This is a genomic window from Streptomyces sp. NPDC005574, from assembly GCF_040605435.1.
Taxonomy (GTDB): Bacteria; Actinomycetota; Actinomycetes; order Streptomycetales; family Streptomycetaceae; genus Streptomyces.
This window is the reverse complement of sequence record NZ_JBEXCW010000087.1, coordinates 13488-29996: the sequence shown is the minus strand read 5'-3', so window position 1 is coordinate 29996 and position 16509 is coordinate 13488. Positions and strand designations below refer to the sequence as shown.

Genomic DNA, 16509 nt, shown 5'->3' with positions numbered 1-16509 from the left:
GCCGGTGTGAGACCTCAACGGGAGTCCTCCCGGACGGGGCAGTCGGCTATGAAGCAGAAACCCCCACGGCGCGAGCCGTAGGAATCCCCCTCGTTCACGAGGGGGAGGAAGTCAATGAGCCTTTCCCAACGTGCTGCACGTCGCACCGCGGTCGCCGCGAGGGCGGTGCTCGACTGTTCAGGAGCCTTCGGTGTCCAGCCTCTCCGCGGACTGAAGCAGGCACGCTGGCGGGTTTGGACTTGCTGCCGGCACCTCGATGCCGCTGGTGGCCGACGCGGCTCTTGAGCTGGGCCGGGGTGACGACCTCGTCAAAGGGATCGTCGACGCCCGCTCCGCCATGAAGCTCGTCACTGTTACGTGCGCTGCGACCCTCTTGGCGGCAGTGCCCCAGCATCGCCCGATCCGCCTCACCAAGCTCGGACGTGGGCTGATGTCCAGCTGCGGAAGCGGCAGACGGCGCAGCCACACGGTGCTGATCACGTCTCGTTCGACGCATTCGCACAGTGCGTGCGTCACCGCGGTGCGCAGATCCCCGTGGTCGGCGAAGCCCGTGCTGATCTGATGCCCGATACGCTCCGCGGGGCGTTGTGGTGCGCGCAGCCCATCCAGGCCACCACGGCGGGCACATACACCGGACGCCGCCGGGTCAGCGACCAGCCGCGCAACCCACCGGATCGGGGCGGTGGGGGGCCGGTGGCAGCAGCGGTTGACCGGGGCGGGCGTACTCCAGCGGGCGTACTCCTCGGCCGACAACCGCGGCAGCGACGACAGGTCGAGGGGGGTCCTCGTCGAGTAGGTCCTGCACCTGGACGGCCAGTGATCCGTACCCCAACACCTTGGGCTCTCCTGGGGAGTACGTCAGCTCTCGCACCTCGCCGGCCACACCGTAGGGGGAGATCAGACTGCCGGGGTTCTCCAGCACGTCGTTCGGCACTGCCCCTCTCCCTTCCTCAACGGATTCTTCGGCGAATCCATACGCTCCGGATCGATTACCGCCGACTACCCGCTAAAGCAGCGGGATCGACGGTCGTGCAACATTCCGCGACCGCGATTCATGCGCAAGCGGTGTGTTTCGGAGTGGTTTCCTTCTATGGCCCGGCAACCCGAGTACACGCACAACACACCGGCATCGGAGAGCAGAACAGCATTTACTTGGCAGGGTGTCAAGTCCTGCACTTCTACGGGCCCATTACAGCGCGTCAAAAAATGACGACACCACCGCGGAGGCGGGCGTTTTCGCCCGGACAGCAGCTGGTAGCCACGAGGTCCCGTGATTTCAGTGTTTCCTGTCGAGAGTCCGACTCCGATTTGTGCATAGCCAGGATGCCGTCGACGGTTGCGGTCATGCGGAGCCTTCGGTGCGGCTTCCCGGCCAGATCATAGGTGACGGTCGGCGTGTCGTCCGCCTTGGTCGGCGACCGGTCCAGGCTCCTCGACGGGCAGCGGAAGCGTCCGCCCCGGGCAACGGGCGACCCGCACGGCAACGGATTCGCCGAAGCCGCACAGCCCCGGTTTCCGCGATGTTCGGGCTGCACAGAGGCCCAGGACCGGAACCTGCCGGTCCGGGACGCCAACACACCGCCGGTGCGGGCACAGCCGCCACCGATGCGGAAAACCGGCGATGTCCGAGACCGCGCTCGGTGCGCACCACGGTCTCAACTCGACCCGTCCGTCCAGTGCGCCGTGTACTGAAAGGCAATGTTCAGCCCGGTGCTGTCACGTTGACTGACCGGGGTGGGGTGGCCCTTGCGTTGATCACGCTGGAGGGGGGGCTGTCCGTGGGGGCTGCGTCACCGTCGTACAAGGGGCACCGGTACCCGCGTTCAGCGGCATCTCACCCCACTTCCGACCCCGCCGCCACCGCATGACCGCCCCCGGCTACCGCACCGAAATACGCCACCGCTTCACCATCTGGAACCACGTCACCGGCGTCGTCAGCCCGCCCACCACACCCTGAGCACGAAGCCGAAACCTGCCCGCACATGGCCTGACACACCCCCACCCGACACCTCGCTCGACAAGTTGACGCCCCCTCGCGGTGGACGACGGCCCTGCGCGACATCGCCCGCGGCGCCCTCAGACTCGCCGGCTACACCAACACCACCGGACGGCCCGCAACACCGCACCTGCCGACGCCCTCACCCCGCGCGGTATTCCGTGATCAAATCAGACATTCCCCTACTTCTCCGAGTCCCTTTACGGCGAATTCGTTGTTGACGACCGCCAAGCGGAGCGGCTAGTTTCGCATCGAGCGGAAGTTCTGGATTCAATGATGCGGTTCGATGCGAGACATCGGCGGTTCGGATCGACAATCCAATTCGGCTCCAGAGGTCACGCGAAATTCACTGTTCGGCCTTCCGGTCGTAAGTCGGTCTCGGTGTGCGGATGCGGCCGCGTTGTGTGCCGGTGCTCGTTCCGGAGCCCGATGGCGGAGCCATGGGACATCTGCTGTGTCTTGCGCAACTGGAGCCACACGGCCTTCGGTCATCCGACACCGAGTTCCGATGCTTATTGCAAGGGGTGAAACAGGTGGGTGTTTCGGACATGCTCGACGATTCGCCGGAACGCGGCGGTGTCGGGCGTACTCCGCTTCTCGTTCGTGAATCTCTGCGCCGGCACCCGCAGGGGCAACCCTTGGCCGTCATGCCTGACGATGTCGCGGCGCTCCTCGTCGACCCCCGTCACAGGCTTGAGGTCGTGGGCGACGGAGCAATCCGGGGCGTCGTCCACGGGGGAGATCTGCGCCCAGGCATGGGAGGCTTGGAAGTACTCGGGTCGCTGCCCGCCTTGTATCCGGAGTGGCTGGGCGATCGCACCTTCGCCGCCACACACCGTGTCCGTCTTCCGTACATCGCCGGCGAGATGGCCAACGGGATCTCCACCGTCCGCATGGTGGTGGCCATGAACCGGGCGGGCTTGCTCGGTTTCTTCGGCGCCGGCGGGCTCGGCCCGGCACAGGTCCGCGCAGCCGTCCAGGAACTGGCCGAGACGCTTCATCCCTCGTCGAACTGGGGCGTGAACCTGCTCCACTCGCCCAACGAACCGGGTTACGAGGACGATGTGATCGACTTGGTTCACCACTACGGTGTGGCCAATGTGTCCGCCTCCGCCTTCATGGACCTCACCCCAGCGGTCGTCCGGTGCGCCGCAACCGGCCTGCAGGCGGACGCGCAGGGCAAGATCAACCGGCGGACCCGTCTGTTCGCCAAGGTGTCTCGCCCCGAGGTGGCCGAGAAGTTCATGTCTCCGGCCCCCGATGAGCTGCTGCGGGTCCTGCTGGATCAGGGGCGGCTGACCGCTGACGAGGCCGCGCTCGCCCGGCGGGTACCACTCGCCACGGACGTCACCGTTGAGGCGGACAGCGGCGGCCACACCGACAACCGTCCGCTGACGGTCATCCTGCCCGCGATGCTGGGCCTGCGGGACTCCCTCTCCCGCCGCCACGACTACTCCGAGCGCATCCGGGTCGGTGCCGCCGGCGGGCTCGGTGATCCGCTCGCTGTGGCGTCGGCGTTCGCCTGCGGGGCGGACTACGTCGTGACGGGGACCGTCAACCAGCGATCCGTCGAGGCCGGGACCTCCGACGAGGTGAAGCGGCTGCTCGCCGAAGCGGACCTGGCCGACGTCGTGATGGCCCCGGCGTCCGATATGTTCGAGTACGGCGTCAAGGTGCAGGTGCTGCGCCGCGGCACCATGTACGCAAGCCGCGCGGCCGGACTCTACGAGGCCTACCGCCGTTACGACTCGCTGGAGCGGATTCCCGCGGGGGTTCGCGGTCGGATAGAACGCGACCTGCTACGGGCCGGCTTCGAGGAGGCATGGGCCGTCACTCGACGCTACTGGGCCGGCCGCGACCCGGGCCAGATCACAGTCGCCGAGCGTGACCCCAAACACCGCATGGCCCTGGTCTTCCGCTCCTACCTGGGGCAAGCCAGCCGCTGGGCCATCACCGGAGAGCCGTCCCGGCGGGCGGACTACCAGGTCTGGTGCGGGCCCGCGATCGGCTCGTTCAACCGGTGGGTGGTCGGCAGCTCGCTGGCCCAACCGGAGAACTGCACGGTCGTGCAGATCGCCCGGAATCTGATGGAGGGCGCGGCGGTGGTCACCCGTGCCCATCAGTTGCGCAGTTACGGCGTCCACGTCCCGCGCACAGGCCTCCACGTGCCCCGTCTCCTGTCCTCACCTGTTGTAAGCGACTTGTGAACGACCCGCTTCCTTGAACTGACCGGTTGTATGAGAGAGATGCCGTCCATGTCTGAGTCCCGCACGCCCGAGCCGGTTCCCGTTGCCGTCGTCGGACTGGCCGCGTTACTCCCCGGGGCCTCCGATGTCCGGTCGTTCTGGCGCAATGTCGTCGCCGGGAAGGACCTTCTCACCGATGTGCCGTCGACGCACTGGCTGGTCGACGACTACTACGACCCGAACCCGTCCTCTCCGGACAAGACCTACTGCCGGCGCGGCGGCTTCCTGCCCGCTGTGGACTTCGACCCGATCGCGCACGGCGTCCCGCCCACGACGATGGCGGCCATCGACCCGACGCAGTTGCTCGGCCTGGTCGTGGCCGACCGGCTGCTGACGGACACAGAAGCCAACCTGGCGGGCCCGCTGGACCGGGAACGGATCGGTGTGATCCTCGGCAGCGGCTCCCTCCCCATGTTCGGCACCATGGCAGCCCGTATCCAGCGACCTGTCTGGCTGCGGGCGCTGCGGCTGCAGGGCATACCGGAGGAAGAGGCGCAGGCGGCCTGCGACCGGATCGCCGACCAGTTCGTGCCCTGGCAGGAATCCAGCTTCCCCGGGATGCTCTCCAATGTGATCGCGGGGCGGATCGCGAGCCGCTTCGACCTGCACGGCATCAACTGCACGGTCGACGCGGCCTGTGCCAGTTCGCTGGCTGCCCTCAGCGCCGCCGTCAACGAGCTCGCTCTGGGCCACGCCGACGTGATGTTCACCGGCGGCGCGGACACGCTCAACAACCCCTTGATGTTCGTCTCGATGAGCAAGACTCCCGCCCTGTCCGCCTCCGGCGAGGTGCGGCCCTTCGATGCGGACGCCGACGGCACGGTGATCGGTGAGGGCCTCGGCATGGTCGCCCTCAAGCGTCTGGCCGACGCCGAGCGCGACGGTGACCGGGTTTACGCGGTTGTGCGGGCGGTCGGAACGGCCTCCGACGGGCACGGCAGCGCAATCTACGCGCCGAAACCGCAAGGACAAGCGCGGGCCGTGCGGCGCGCCTACGAGCTCGCCGGCTACTCACCCGGCACGGTCGAGCTGGTCGAAGCGCACGGCACGGGCACACGGGCCGGGGACGCTGCCGAGTTCGCCGCGTTGCGGGAGGTCTTCGCCGCCGACAGTGCCGACACCGCCTGGTGCGCTCTCGGGTCGGTGAAGTCGCAGATCGGTCACACCAAAGCGGCGGCCGGCGCAGCGGGACTGATCAAGGCGGTCCTGGCGTTGCATCACAAGGTGCTTCCGCCGACGATCAAGGTCGCCCGGCCCAATCCGGCGCTGGAGATCGAAAAGAGCCCCTTCTACCTCAACACGCAGGCCCGGCCGTGGGTCAGGGCGGACGACCATCCGCGCCGGGCCTCGTTGTCGGCCTTCGGTTTCGGTGGCAGCAACTACCACGCGACCCTCGAAGAATACCGGCCGCATCACGGACGGCCACAACCGGCGCGCTACCACGCACTGCCGCAGGAACTCATATTGTTCAGCGGCCCGTCGCTGGACACTCTCAGGACCCGAGCCCGTCAACTGCTGGACGAAATGCCCTTCGTGGAGGCGGCTCGGGAGAGCAGGCGCACGTTCGACCGCACTGCCGTGTGCCGGCTGGCCCTCGTCGCTGCCGACGCGGCCGAGGCCGGCACCAAGCTCGACCGGTTCCTCGCACTGCGCCCGAACCGGCCGATGACAGCTCCCGGCGGCGTCAGCTACAGCACCGGGGAAGCCGAGCTGGGTCCGCTGGCTTTCCTCTTCCCTGGCCAGGGGTCGCAGTATCCGGGCATGGGCGCCGGGGTGGCCATGGCCTTTCCGGCCGCCCGCGCTGTGTGGGACCGGGTAGCGGGGCTGGAACTGGGGCCGGTGCCGCTGCACCAGGTGGTCTTTCCCCAACCGGCCTTCAGCGAGGCCGAGCGGGAGGCACAGCGTGAGCTGCTGACCCGGACGGAGTGGGCCCAGCCCGCGCTGGCCGCACACAGTCTCTCGCTGTTGGCGGTGCTCGACGTGCTTGGACTGCGGGCCCAGCGTCTGGGCGGGCACAGCCTCGGCGAACTGGTCGCCCTGCACGCGGCGGGTGTCTACGACGCGGACACCTTGCTGCGCCTGACCCGGCGACGCGGGGAGGTGATGGGCGCGGCATCGGAGGTCCCGGGCGGAATGCTGGCCGTGGCACTCCCACTGGAGCGGGTCAAGGCGGAGTTGGAGGGCGCGGAAGGAATCTGGGTCGCCAACCACAATCAGCCCGACCAGGTCGTGGTGTCGGGGGAGGCAGCCGCGATCGAGCAGTTCGAGGCCAAGCTCGCCACGCGTGGCGTACGGGCACGGCGGCTGGATGTGGTCATCGCCGCGCACACCCCCCTGGTCGCCTCCGCGAATGCGGCCCTTTCCGCCTTTCTCGACGCGGAACGGCTGTCGCCTCCGAAGATCGAGACGTGGAGCAACCTGACGGCTGAGCCTTACGGCCCGGATCTGGCACGACTGCGCGAGATGGTGTCCGTGCACGGCGCGTCACCGGTCGTCTTCGTCGACCAGATCGAGGCGATGTATGCCGCGGGCACCCGGGTTTTCGTCGAGGTCGGCGCCGGGACCGCGATCACCGGGATGGTCGGCTCGATCCTGGGCGAGCGGCCGCACCTCGCGATCAACCTCGACCGCAAGGGCATGTGCCCGGTGGAGTCGCTGTTCACCGCTCTGGGCCGGCTGGCTGTCAACGGCGTGGAGTTGGACTTCGAGGCTCTGTGGCCGGCACCGGAGCCGGCGGTCCGGCCCCCCGGCGCAGCCGCTGTCAAGATCAACGGCGCCGAGTACGGCCGCCCCGGTCCGCCGTCCGACACGGGGCCGATCGCACCGGCCCCCACGCCGGCCGCTCCTTGCCGAGCGGCTCTCCCGACGGAGTCCCGGCCCGAACCGACCACCGCCCCTGTCCCTGTCCCTGTCCCTGTTTCGCTCCAGCCCGCGCCCACCGAGAAAGCGAGCACGCCGATGGCGCAGTACCCGACCGTCCCCGAGCCGGACTGGCTGCAGGTCCTGACCGCAACCCAGCGGCAGACCGCCGAGGCCCAGGCGGCTTTCCAGCAGGCCTTGCTGGCCGGCCACCAGTCCTACCTGCAGCTCGTCGACAACACCCTGGGCCGGCTGGCAGGCCTGGCGGGCACCGGTGAGGTCGCCTCTGCGGCGGGCGTACTCGCGCCGTCCGTCGCCCCGGTCCGGGAAATGCTCCCGCAGCCCGAGACTCCCACGCCGACGGCCTTCCAGGCCCCTGCGCCCGAGCTCATGGCTCCACTCCCGCCCGTCCCGTCCGCCGTCCCCCTCAACGCTCCCCCGTCCGCCCCGCTGCCTGCGGCCGCTCCCACCGCCCCGCTGCCTGCGGCTTCTCCCGCCGCGGCGCCCGTGATGGCTGCTCCCGAGCCGCCCACCACCGTTCTGGACGCCGGGCTGCTGCTGGGAATTGTCGCGGAGATGACCGGGTATCCCGTCGAGCTCCTGGGTGCCGACATGGATCTGGAGTCGGAGCTCGGTGTTGACTCGATCAAGAAGGTGCAGATCCTCTCTGCCGTCCGGAAGCGTGTCCCCGGGCTGCCCGCCTCCGACTCTCCCGAGCTCGCCGGCCTGTTCAAGCTGCGCACCGTCGACGCGATCGTCGCGCAGCTGGCCGCCGGCACGCCCGCGACGGGCCAGCACGGGAAAGAGTCCACGGGTGAGGGTTCGGCCGAGGAGGGTGAAAGACGCGCTGGCTGAGCAGAGCCGGCCGGCAGTGCGGCGGCGCGTGGTGCGGGCCGTGGAACTGCCGTCCGCAGGTGTCGCCATGGGCGGCTTGACAGGAGCTGTCCTCCACGTGGTGGACGGCGGCAGCGGGCTGGCCCGGGACGTGGTGACCAGGCTGCGCGCACACGGGATCGAGGCGGCCGAGGACGGCTCGCTGAGCGGAGCGAACGCCGTACTGCTGCTCGGTGGCATGGCGCCCGTTGAGACACCCCAGGACGGATTGACCGTGATGCGCGGGGTGTTCACGGCGGCCCAGGAGGTTGCCTCCGTGATGGCGGCGGACGGTGGCCTGTTCGCCGTCGTTCAGGACACCGGCGGCGACTTCGGTTTGAGCGGCGGGCAAGGGGATCGTGCCTGGCTCGGTGGCATTGCCGCCCTGGCGCGGACCGCGGCGCGGGAGTGGCCCGCGGCCAGCGTCAAGGCCATCGACTGCGCCCGCGGCGACCGCGACAGCGCGGCGGTCGCCGAGGCCATCGTCGCCGAGCTCGTGTCAGGGGGGCCGGCCCTCAACGTCGGCCTGCCCTTGGACGGCCGGCGCGTGACGCTCGACACGGTTGCCGCTCCCCGCAGCGCCGAGCCCGCAGACGCCCCACTCGACGAGGACGGCGTGGTCGTCGTCACCGGCGGCGCCCGCGGGGTGACACCCGCAGTTCTCGCCGAACTGGCCGCCAGGTACCGCCCCCGGCTGGCCGTGCTCGGCCGGACCGAGCTCACCGAGGAGGAGCCCCCGGGGCTGGAGGCCGCCGTCGACCAGCCGGCCCTGGTGGCACGACTTGCCGCCCGCGCCCCGGACTCCGGCCCGGCGGCGATCGTTGCCCGGGCACGCCGGATTCTCGCCGCCCGGGAGGTGCGCCGGACCCTGGCCGCTCTGCGGGCTGATGGCGCCGAGGTGCGGTACTTCCCGGTGGACGTCACCGACGCGCCGTCGGTGCACCGCGCACTCGCCGCAGTCCGGGAGGTGTTCGGGCCCATCACCGGCCTGATCCACGCTGCGGGCGTGGTGCACGACAAGAGCATCGCCGACAAGACCGCGGAGCAGTACGAGGCGGTCCTCGCCACGAAACTGGATGGTCTGCGCGTGCTTCTCGACGCCACCCGGGACGACCCGCTGCGACTGCTCTGCCTGTTCTCCTCGATCGCGGCGTGGGCGGGGAACCCGGGCCAGAGCGACTACGCGATGGCGAACGAGGTCCTCGGCCAGATCGCCGCCGTCGAACGTGCCCGGCGACCGCACTGCCTGGTCCGCTCCATCGGCTGGGGCCCCTGGGACGGCGGCATGGTCACCCCGGACATCGCTACCCGGTTCGGGCAGCAGGGACTGGACCTGATCCCGCTGCGTGCCGGAGCCGGCGCCTTCGCAGCAGAGCTGCAGGCCGGACACGGCTCCGCGCACGTCATCCTGACGGCCGGCGAGCTCCCCGACCCGCCGACGCTGAGGGCCGAGGCGCCAGTTGCCAACGGGACGGAACACCTGAGTGAGCCCAGCGGACTCAGTCTCCGCGCCGGCCTCCAACCGATATCGATGGCAGCGGAGTTGTTCACCGCAGCGGCGCGCGGCTGGCACCCGGACCAGCCGATCGTCGTGCTGGGCGACATCGCCTTCGACACGCCAGGTGCCACAGAGCCGCCGTACGGCGGCGGCAGCCTGCACGTCCAGGGCGTGCCCCGGCGCGATCGGCTGGAACTGCGGCTGCTGGGTGCGGCCTCACGAGTCGAGGCAGTCGCCCGGATCGGCGAGACGCTGAGCGGCGGTGTGTGGCCCGACCATCCGTATCTGCCCCCGTTCGACGGGCGCGAGGACAGCGGACACGTGGTGCGCTGGGATGACGTGCTGCGGATGCCGGCGGACGGCGTGCGGATCGGTGATCTTGGCGCTGTCGCCTTGCTGGAGGTCGGTGGCACTGGAGTGCGGGGAGAAGTGCCGCACCTCGAAGCCGTGGCCGTCGACGCCGTCCTGCAACTCGCGGCCCTGTGGGGTAACCACGTGCTCGGCTTCCCCGTCGCAGCCACGGGCCTGGGGGAGTACCGCAGGCACCGGTTCGGTCCTGCCGGCCGGACCCTGCACTGCCTGGTGCACGGCCGCGACCGGGCCGGGAAGCGTGCTGTCTGCGACATCGCCCTGCTACGCGAGGACCAGACCCTCTATGCCGAACTCCTCGGCGTCGCCCTCACCCCCCACCCATGAAAACCGCGAAGCAGCACTGATGGAGGACGAGCAGCGTGGCATTCGAACCGATCGCGATCGTGGGGCAGGGTTGCGTGCTTCCGAGCGCGCTCGACCCGGCCGCCTTCTGGAGCGGCGTCGAGAACGGCCGGGTGAACCTGAGCGAGGTGGCCCCGGACGAGTGGGGCCTGCCGCAGGACTGGTCCGATCTCGGTGTGGTGGAGTGGTTGCCCAAGGGTTTTCGACCCGTGTCCGGACTCGTCCGAGGGTTCGAGGAGGCCTTTGACCCGTCCGGGTTCTCCATCGACGCCGAGTTTGTGGCCGGCTGGGATCCGGCACTGCGCTGGATCCTGCACGCCGGACGGCAGGCGCTGCGTGAGGCCGAATGGGACGGCCCGCCGGGGCGGGCGGGTCTGGTCATGGGCAACCTCGGCTTCGCCTGGCGCGGTTTGACCGCCTATGCCGAACAGGTGTGGCTGGACCGACTCGGCCTGGACGGCCCGAACGTCTGGTCCGCACCCGCAGGGCGACGACGGCCGCATCCTTCGGACCGCTTCTGCTCGGGGACGCCGATTGTCCGCGCCGCGCAGGCGCTCGGCCTGGGCGCAGGCGGGTTCGGCCTGGAGGCGGCGTGCGCGTCCTCGCTGTACGCGATCAAGATGGCCTGCGACCGGCTGCAGGACGGGTCTGCCGACCTGATGCTCGCCGGTGCGGTCAGCGCGGCCGCCGGACCGCAGATCCACGTCGGATTCGCCTCACTCGGCGCGCTGAGCCTCAGCGGACGGCCCCTCCCCTTCGACCGGCGCGCCGACGGCATGATCCCGGGTGAAGGCGCCGGGCTGGTCGCTCTGATGCGCCACCGGGACGCCGTCCGGGCCGGGCGGACCGTGCTGGGCATCATCCGTGGCATCGGCCTGTCCAACGACGGCAACACCGGCGGCTTCCTCTCCCCTTCCCCGCGCGGCCAGGAAGAGGCGATGCGGGCGGCATACGCGGCAGCGGACCTGGACCCGTCCACGGTGACACTGCTGGAATGCCACGCGACGGGGACCGCGGTGGGCGACGCCATCGAGGTCCGCAGCAGCAGCACCGTCTTCCAGGACGCCGCCGATCTGGCCATCGGCTCGGTCAAGGCCAACGTCGGCCATCTGCTGGCGACAGCGGGAATCGCAGGGCTGCTGAAGATCCTCGGCGCGTTCCGTAACGGGCTGCGCCCCGGCACTCCCGGGGTCGGGTCCCCGATCGAGGCCCTGCGCGATGCACCCTTCCGGCTGCTGCAGCACGCGGAGCCGTGGAACGGCCGGCGGCGCGCGGCGCTGAGCGCGTTCGGCTTCGGCGGCAACAACGCCCACCTCGTCATCGACCCGCCCGACGCCATCGCGACCCCACAAAAACCGACGCGGCCCAGGCGCCGGCAGACCAGACCTGAGCAGCCGCCGCAGATCGCGGTCGTTGCCCTCGGGGTGCGCGCCGGGTCCGGCACCGGAACCGGCGACTTCCGCACCGCCCTGTTCACCGGCCAGGCCCCCGAGGCGGGCCGCCAGGACGTCGAATTGAGCCTGACCGGGCTCCGGTTCCCCCCCAACGACCTGAAGGAAACACTGCCGCAGCAGCTGCTGGTCCTGTCAGCGGCCCGGGAGGCCGTGGCCGGCCTGCGGCTTCCCAGCCGCACCTCGGTACTGATCGGCACGGGCTGCGACCCCGAGGGCGCACGCCTGACCGCCCGCTGGCGGCTGGAGGCCTGGTCCGCCCACCACGGCCGGCCCACCGGCCTCGACGAACCGCTCGGCCCCGGCCTGAGCGGGGCACGCCTGACCGGCATGATGATCAACGGCACGGCCAGCCGCATCAGCATCCAGTTCGACCTGCTCGGCCCCGCCTACGCGGTGCTCGCCGAGGAGGAGTCCGGCCTGATCGCTCTCGACCTCGCCGCCCGGTCGCTGCGCTGCGGCGAGGTCGACGCAGCCGTCGTCGGCGCCGTCGACCTCTCCTCGGAGCCGGTCCACGCGGCAGCCGTACACGCGCTGGGACGCCCCGACCGGCCTGCCGACGCAGCAGTCGTGCTGGTCCTGAAGCGCCTGGACGACGCCCTCAGGGACGACGACCCCGTGCTCGCCCTGCTGCCCGAGTCGGCAAACGAGCCGGCCGATCTCCTCCTGGGAGAGGGTACGGCCTTCGATCCTGCGACGCTCTTCGGCCACAGCCACGCGGCACGCAGCCTGCTCGCCGTGGCCGCGGGCGTACTCGCCGTGCACCACCAGCAGGTGCCCCCCGGCTCGGCCCCCGCACTCACCCCGGTGCGCAGTGTGGAGGTCGCGACGGCCCGATGCGACGGCGGCCTGCGACGCACGCGGTTGCAGGGCGCGGACGTCCGGGGCTGGACACCGGCGGCCGCGCAGGTGACGGTGTTCTCCGGGGTCGACCAGGCCGCCGCGCTGGCAGCCCTGGAAGCTGGCCGCGGCGGTGACAGCGGCCCCGCTCGGCTCGCCGTGGTCGCCGAGTCGGCCGACACGGCGACCCGACGCGCACCAGCGATCCGTGAGTTGCTGCACAGCGGCGCGATCCGCCCCCCAGGTGTCGCGTTCCGCGACACACCGCTGGAGGGGGAGATCGCCTTCGTCTACACCAACGGCTCGGCCGCCTACCCGGGCATGGGCAGGGAGCTGTTGCGCGCCTTCCCCGAGCTCATCGACGCGGTACGAAAGCGGCTGGGCCCCCTCGAACCGCTGGTGGGATGGGCCTACCGCCAGGACGGCCGCCCCGGGGACGCGATGGACCAGATCAGCGGAGCGGCGTTCCTCTCAGTCCTGCACACCCTGATCACCCGTGAAGTCCTCGGCATCCACCCGGCCGCGGCGATCGGCTACTCCTCCGGGGAAGCCGCCGCACTGGCCGCGCTGGGCGCCTGGCCGGACTGCACCGGTCTGTATACCGCCGCCCGCGCCTCCGGCCTGTTCACCGCGGACCTCGGCGGTGCGATGCACACCGTCCGCGCCGCCTGGGCGGACACCGGCGTGCACGGCACCCAGTGGGCCGCCTACCAGGTCACCGCCGACGCCGACCGGGTCCGGGCAGTGCTGGCAGACCTGCCCACCGTCCACCTGATGGCGGTCAACGCACCCGGGCTGTGCGTGCTCGGCGGCGAGAAGAACGCATGCGCCGCCGCCCTCGCCCGTCTGGACGAGCCGAACGCGCTCCTCCTCGACTACGACGTGGCCGCCCACGTCCCCGAGACAGCCGCCGTGCGCGACCGCCTCTACGAACTGCACCTGCTGCCCACACAGCCCGTTGCCGGCGTCCGGTTCTACAGCGGGGCCACCGGCCGGCCCTACCGCTTGTCAGCCGAGCGGGCCGCGCAGGCCACCGCTGATCAGTGTGTCGGCACGATCGACTTCACCGCCTCCATCGAGCATGCCTACCGCGACGGCGTCCGCATCTTCATCGAACACGGTCCCGGCAGCCTCTGCACAGGCTGGATCAGCCGCATTCTGGGGACGCGCCCCCACCTCGCCGTCGCCCTCGACCCACTGCGAGGCCACGGCCTCGACGGCCTGCTCGCCTCACTCGCCGAACTGGCCGCCGCCGGCGTGCCCGTGACCTGGCCCGAGCGGCCAGACCGAGCCGAGGAAACCGGCCCCGTCCTCCGCTTTCCCGCCCACCTTCCGATGCCGCGGCAAGCTGGTCCGGCGACTCCTTCGGAGCAGATGGCCGTCCACCCGGACACCCTGCCGGCCGTCGTCCCGTCCCGGACGCCTCTGCAGGAGGCGGCGTCCCCCAGCCCCGTTGCTCCCGCACCAGCACCGACGCCGGCCCGCTTCGTACAGGCGTTGCTGGCCGAGCAACTCGCACAGGTCTCCGCCGTCCACCTCCGCCATCTGGCGGTGAGCCAGGAAGCACAGCTGCGGTTCCTGGCGCAGCAGGCCCGGATCGCCGCCGCACTGCCCCCTGCATCACGCGCCAACGACCCGGCCAGGCCACATCACCGGATCGCCCCTTCGCCTGGCCCGGTGCCGCTGTCCGCCGGATCGCACGCGCGGCCAGGACCGAAGTTCAGCCGGCAGGACCTCGAATACCTTGCCGAGGGGAACGTCTCCCGGCTGTTCGGGCCGATGTTCGCCGTCCAGGACCACGACGAGCGGCAGACTCGTATGCCGCGGCCACCGCTGCTGCTGGCGGACCGGGTCACCGGGATCGATGCCGTCCCCGGCTCCCTGGCCACAGGGACGATATGGACCGAGACGGACCTCACGCCGGGGGCCTGGTACCTCGATCACACCGGGCGCATGCCGCCCGGCCTGGTCATCGAGGCCGGACAGGCCGACCTGCTGCTGATCAGCTGGCTCGGCGCGGACCTGGACAACCGCGGCCGCCGTGTCTACCGGCTGCTGGGCGCCGAAGCGGTGTACCACGCACCACCGCCGCCCACCGGCACACTGCTCGACTACGAAATCCGGATCACCGACCACGTGATCAACGGCAGCCAGCGGCTGTTCACCTTCGAGTTCGACTGCCGCGCCGACGGCCAGCCGATGCTGACGATCCGCAACGGACAGGCGGGCTACTTCACCGACGAGGAACTGGCGGACACCAGCGGAGTCCTGTGGGATCCCCAGTCCGCACCGGCCGGCCCCGGACAGGTCGACCCGCCCCCCGTCCGCGGCACCCGACAGCGGTTCTCCGAGCCGGAAGTCGAAGCATTCAGCCAGGGCCATCCTGTCGCCTGCTTCGGCGAGCAGTGGCGGGCAGCCGAAGCACACGTCCGAACCCCGCGCATCCCACCGGGCCGCATGCGGCTCCTCGACGAGGTCATCTGCTTCGACAGCAACGGCGGCCCCTGGCAACGCGGCTACTTGCAGGCCCGCACGGCGCTCCGCCCCGACGACTGGTTCTTCGACGGCCACTTCCACAACGACCCGTGCATGCCGGGCACCCTCATGCTGGACGGCTGCCTGCAGGCGATGTCGTTCTACCTCGCCGCCGCCGGCTGCACCCTCACCCGCGACGCATGGCGCTTCGAACCCGTCCCCGAGCAGACCTACCGGATCCTGTGCCGCGGCCAGGTGACCCCGCAGAGCAAGGAACTGATCTACGAGGTGTTCGTGAAGGAGTTCCGTGCGGGCCCCCACCCCACCCTCATAGCGGACGTCCTGCTCACCGCCGACGGGGTCAAGGCCGTCTACGTCGCCGGGCTGGCTGTCCGGCTCGTCCCGGACTGGCCGCTGCAGGGCCCGCTCGTGACCGACTCCCGGCCCGCCGCGCAGATCGGCGGGATCCACCTCGACCACAACGCACTGCTCGCCCACGCCCAGGGACCGCAGACCCAAGCGCTCGGCCGCATCGGCGAAGGCTTCGACGGCACCCGGCGCGCACCTCGACTCCCTGGCCCGCCCTACCACTTCGTGACCAGGATCCGTGACGTCTCCGGCGCATACGGCGGCCTGGAAACCGGAAGCACCGTCCACGCCGAGTACGACATCCCCACTGACGCCTGGTACTTCGTCCAGAACCCCGACGGCGTCATGCCCGTCTCGGCGCTGCTGGAAACCGCACTGCAACCGTGCGGCTGGCTCAGCTCCTACGGAGGCGTCATGCTCCGCAGCGAGACCGAGATGCTCTTCCGCAATCTCGACGGCGACCTGTCCCTGCACACCGAAGTGACCCCGGCAGACCGACGGATCACCACCCGCGCCGAGCTCACGGAGATCTCGGAAGTCAGCGGAATGATCATCCAGTCGTTCGCGGTGACCGCCCAGGTCGACGACCGCCCACTGCTGGACGGCACGGCCGTCTTCGGATCCTTCACCACGGCCGCGATCGCCAACCAGGTCGGCTTCCCCCCGACCGAAGCCGACCGCCGCCGGCTGGTCGAGCCGTCCGACGGCCGGGTCCGCCTGACACCCGGCGGCGGGCTGCCGGGCCCGATGCTGCTGATGCTGGACGAGATCACCGGCCACCGGCCCACCCACGACCGGGGATTCGCACACGTGAGGGCACTCAAGCGGGTGCAGCCAGGTGAATGGTTCTTCAAAGCTCACTTCTTCCAGGACCCGGTGATGCCCGGCTCCCTTGGCATCGAGGCCATCGTCCAGGCTCTGCAGTGGTATCTCGGGTCGCCCGGCTACGAACTGATCTCCCCGCTTGCCTGGAAGTTCCGCGGGCAGGTCCTGCCCACCGACAAGGAGGTCATCGTTGAGGCCCGGATCCTGGAGGGCTCCGACGAGCGGACCGTCTGGGCTGAGTGCTGGCTGTGGGTGGATGACCGCCGCATCTACCACATCCCCCGCCTGGGCCTGCGCGCCCGCTCCTAGACGGGTAAGTCCGAAGTCGCCCAGTCATCCTCGCGATGGCCGCATCGATCTGGC

General features: G+C 70.5%; 6 protein-coding genes and 1 pseudogene. 5 read left to right on the top strand and 2 right to left on the bottom strand.

All coding sequences use genetic code 11. From position 1 onward, the window contains the following. Window positions 1-177: 177 nt before the first annotated feature. Both ABZT03_RS34625 and ABZT03_RS34620 read right to left on the bottom strand, forming a co-directional pair. Window positions 178-753: a YcaO-like family protein gene (locus ABZT03_RS34625; protein ID WP_356046812.1), complete on the bottom strand. Its 576-nt coding sequence runs from the start codon at window positions 751-753 to the stop codon at window positions 178-180. Further along, window positions 647-934, bottom strand: a complete 288-nt coding sequence (locus tag ABZT03_RS34620) for a hypothetical protein (protein ID WP_356046818.1) — start codon at window positions 932-934, stop codon at window positions 647-649. Before ABZT03_RS34620 ends, ABZT03_RS34625 begins: the two co-directional genes overlap by 107 nt. 879 nt (window positions 935-1813) lie before the next feature. On the opposite strand from ABZT03_RS34620, the pseudogene ABZT03_RS34615 reads away from it, so the two are divergent. From ABZT03_RS34615 to ABZT03_RS34595, 5 genes and pseudogenes are all read left to right on the top strand, one after another. Continuing rightward, window positions 1814-1957: pseudogene (locus ABZT03_RS34615) on the top strand (IS6 family transposase); the annotation flags it as partial. A gap of 794 nt (window positions 1958-2751) precedes the next feature. Then, entirely contained in the window at window positions 2752-4203 is a 1452-nt protein-coding gene (locus tag ABZT03_RS34610; RefSeq protein WP_356046816.1) for a PfaD family polyunsaturated fatty acid/polyketide biosynthesis protein, read from the top strand. Between the two features lie 48 nt (window positions 4204-4251). Then, a complete protein-coding gene (locus ABZT03_RS34605; protein ID WP_356046810.1) occupies window positions 4252-7956 on the top strand; it encodes a beta-ketoacyl synthase N-terminal-like domain-containing protein in 3705 nt (1234 codons plus the stop codon). A 76-nt stretch (window positions 7957-8032) separates the two neighbouring features. Continuing rightward, the gene (locus ABZT03_RS34600; protein WP_356046809.1) at window positions 8033-10168 is read left to right on the top strand and encodes an SDR family oxidoreductase; all 2136 of its coding nucleotides are present in this window, start codon (window positions 8033-8035) and stop codon (window positions 10166-10168) included. 35 nt (window positions 10169-10203) lie between these two features. Continuing rightward, window positions 10204-16455, top strand: a complete 6252-nt coding sequence (locus ABZT03_RS34595; protein WP_356046807.1) for a beta-ketoacyl synthase N-terminal-like domain-containing protein — start codon at window positions 10204-10206, stop codon at window positions 16453-16455. Window positions 16456-16509 lie beyond the last annotated feature (54 nt).

What these genes read in the sequence shown, in the direction of transcription:
- ABZT03_RS34605 (WP_356046810.1), top strand. Translation starts at nt 4,252, where the DNA reads ATGTCTGAGTCCCGCACGCCCGAGCCGGTTCCCGTTGCCGTCGTCGGA.
- ABZT03_RS34610 (WP_356046816.1), top strand. Translation starts at nt 2,752, where the DNA reads ATGGGAGGCTTGGAAGTACTCGGGTCGCTGCCCGCCTTGTATCCGGAG.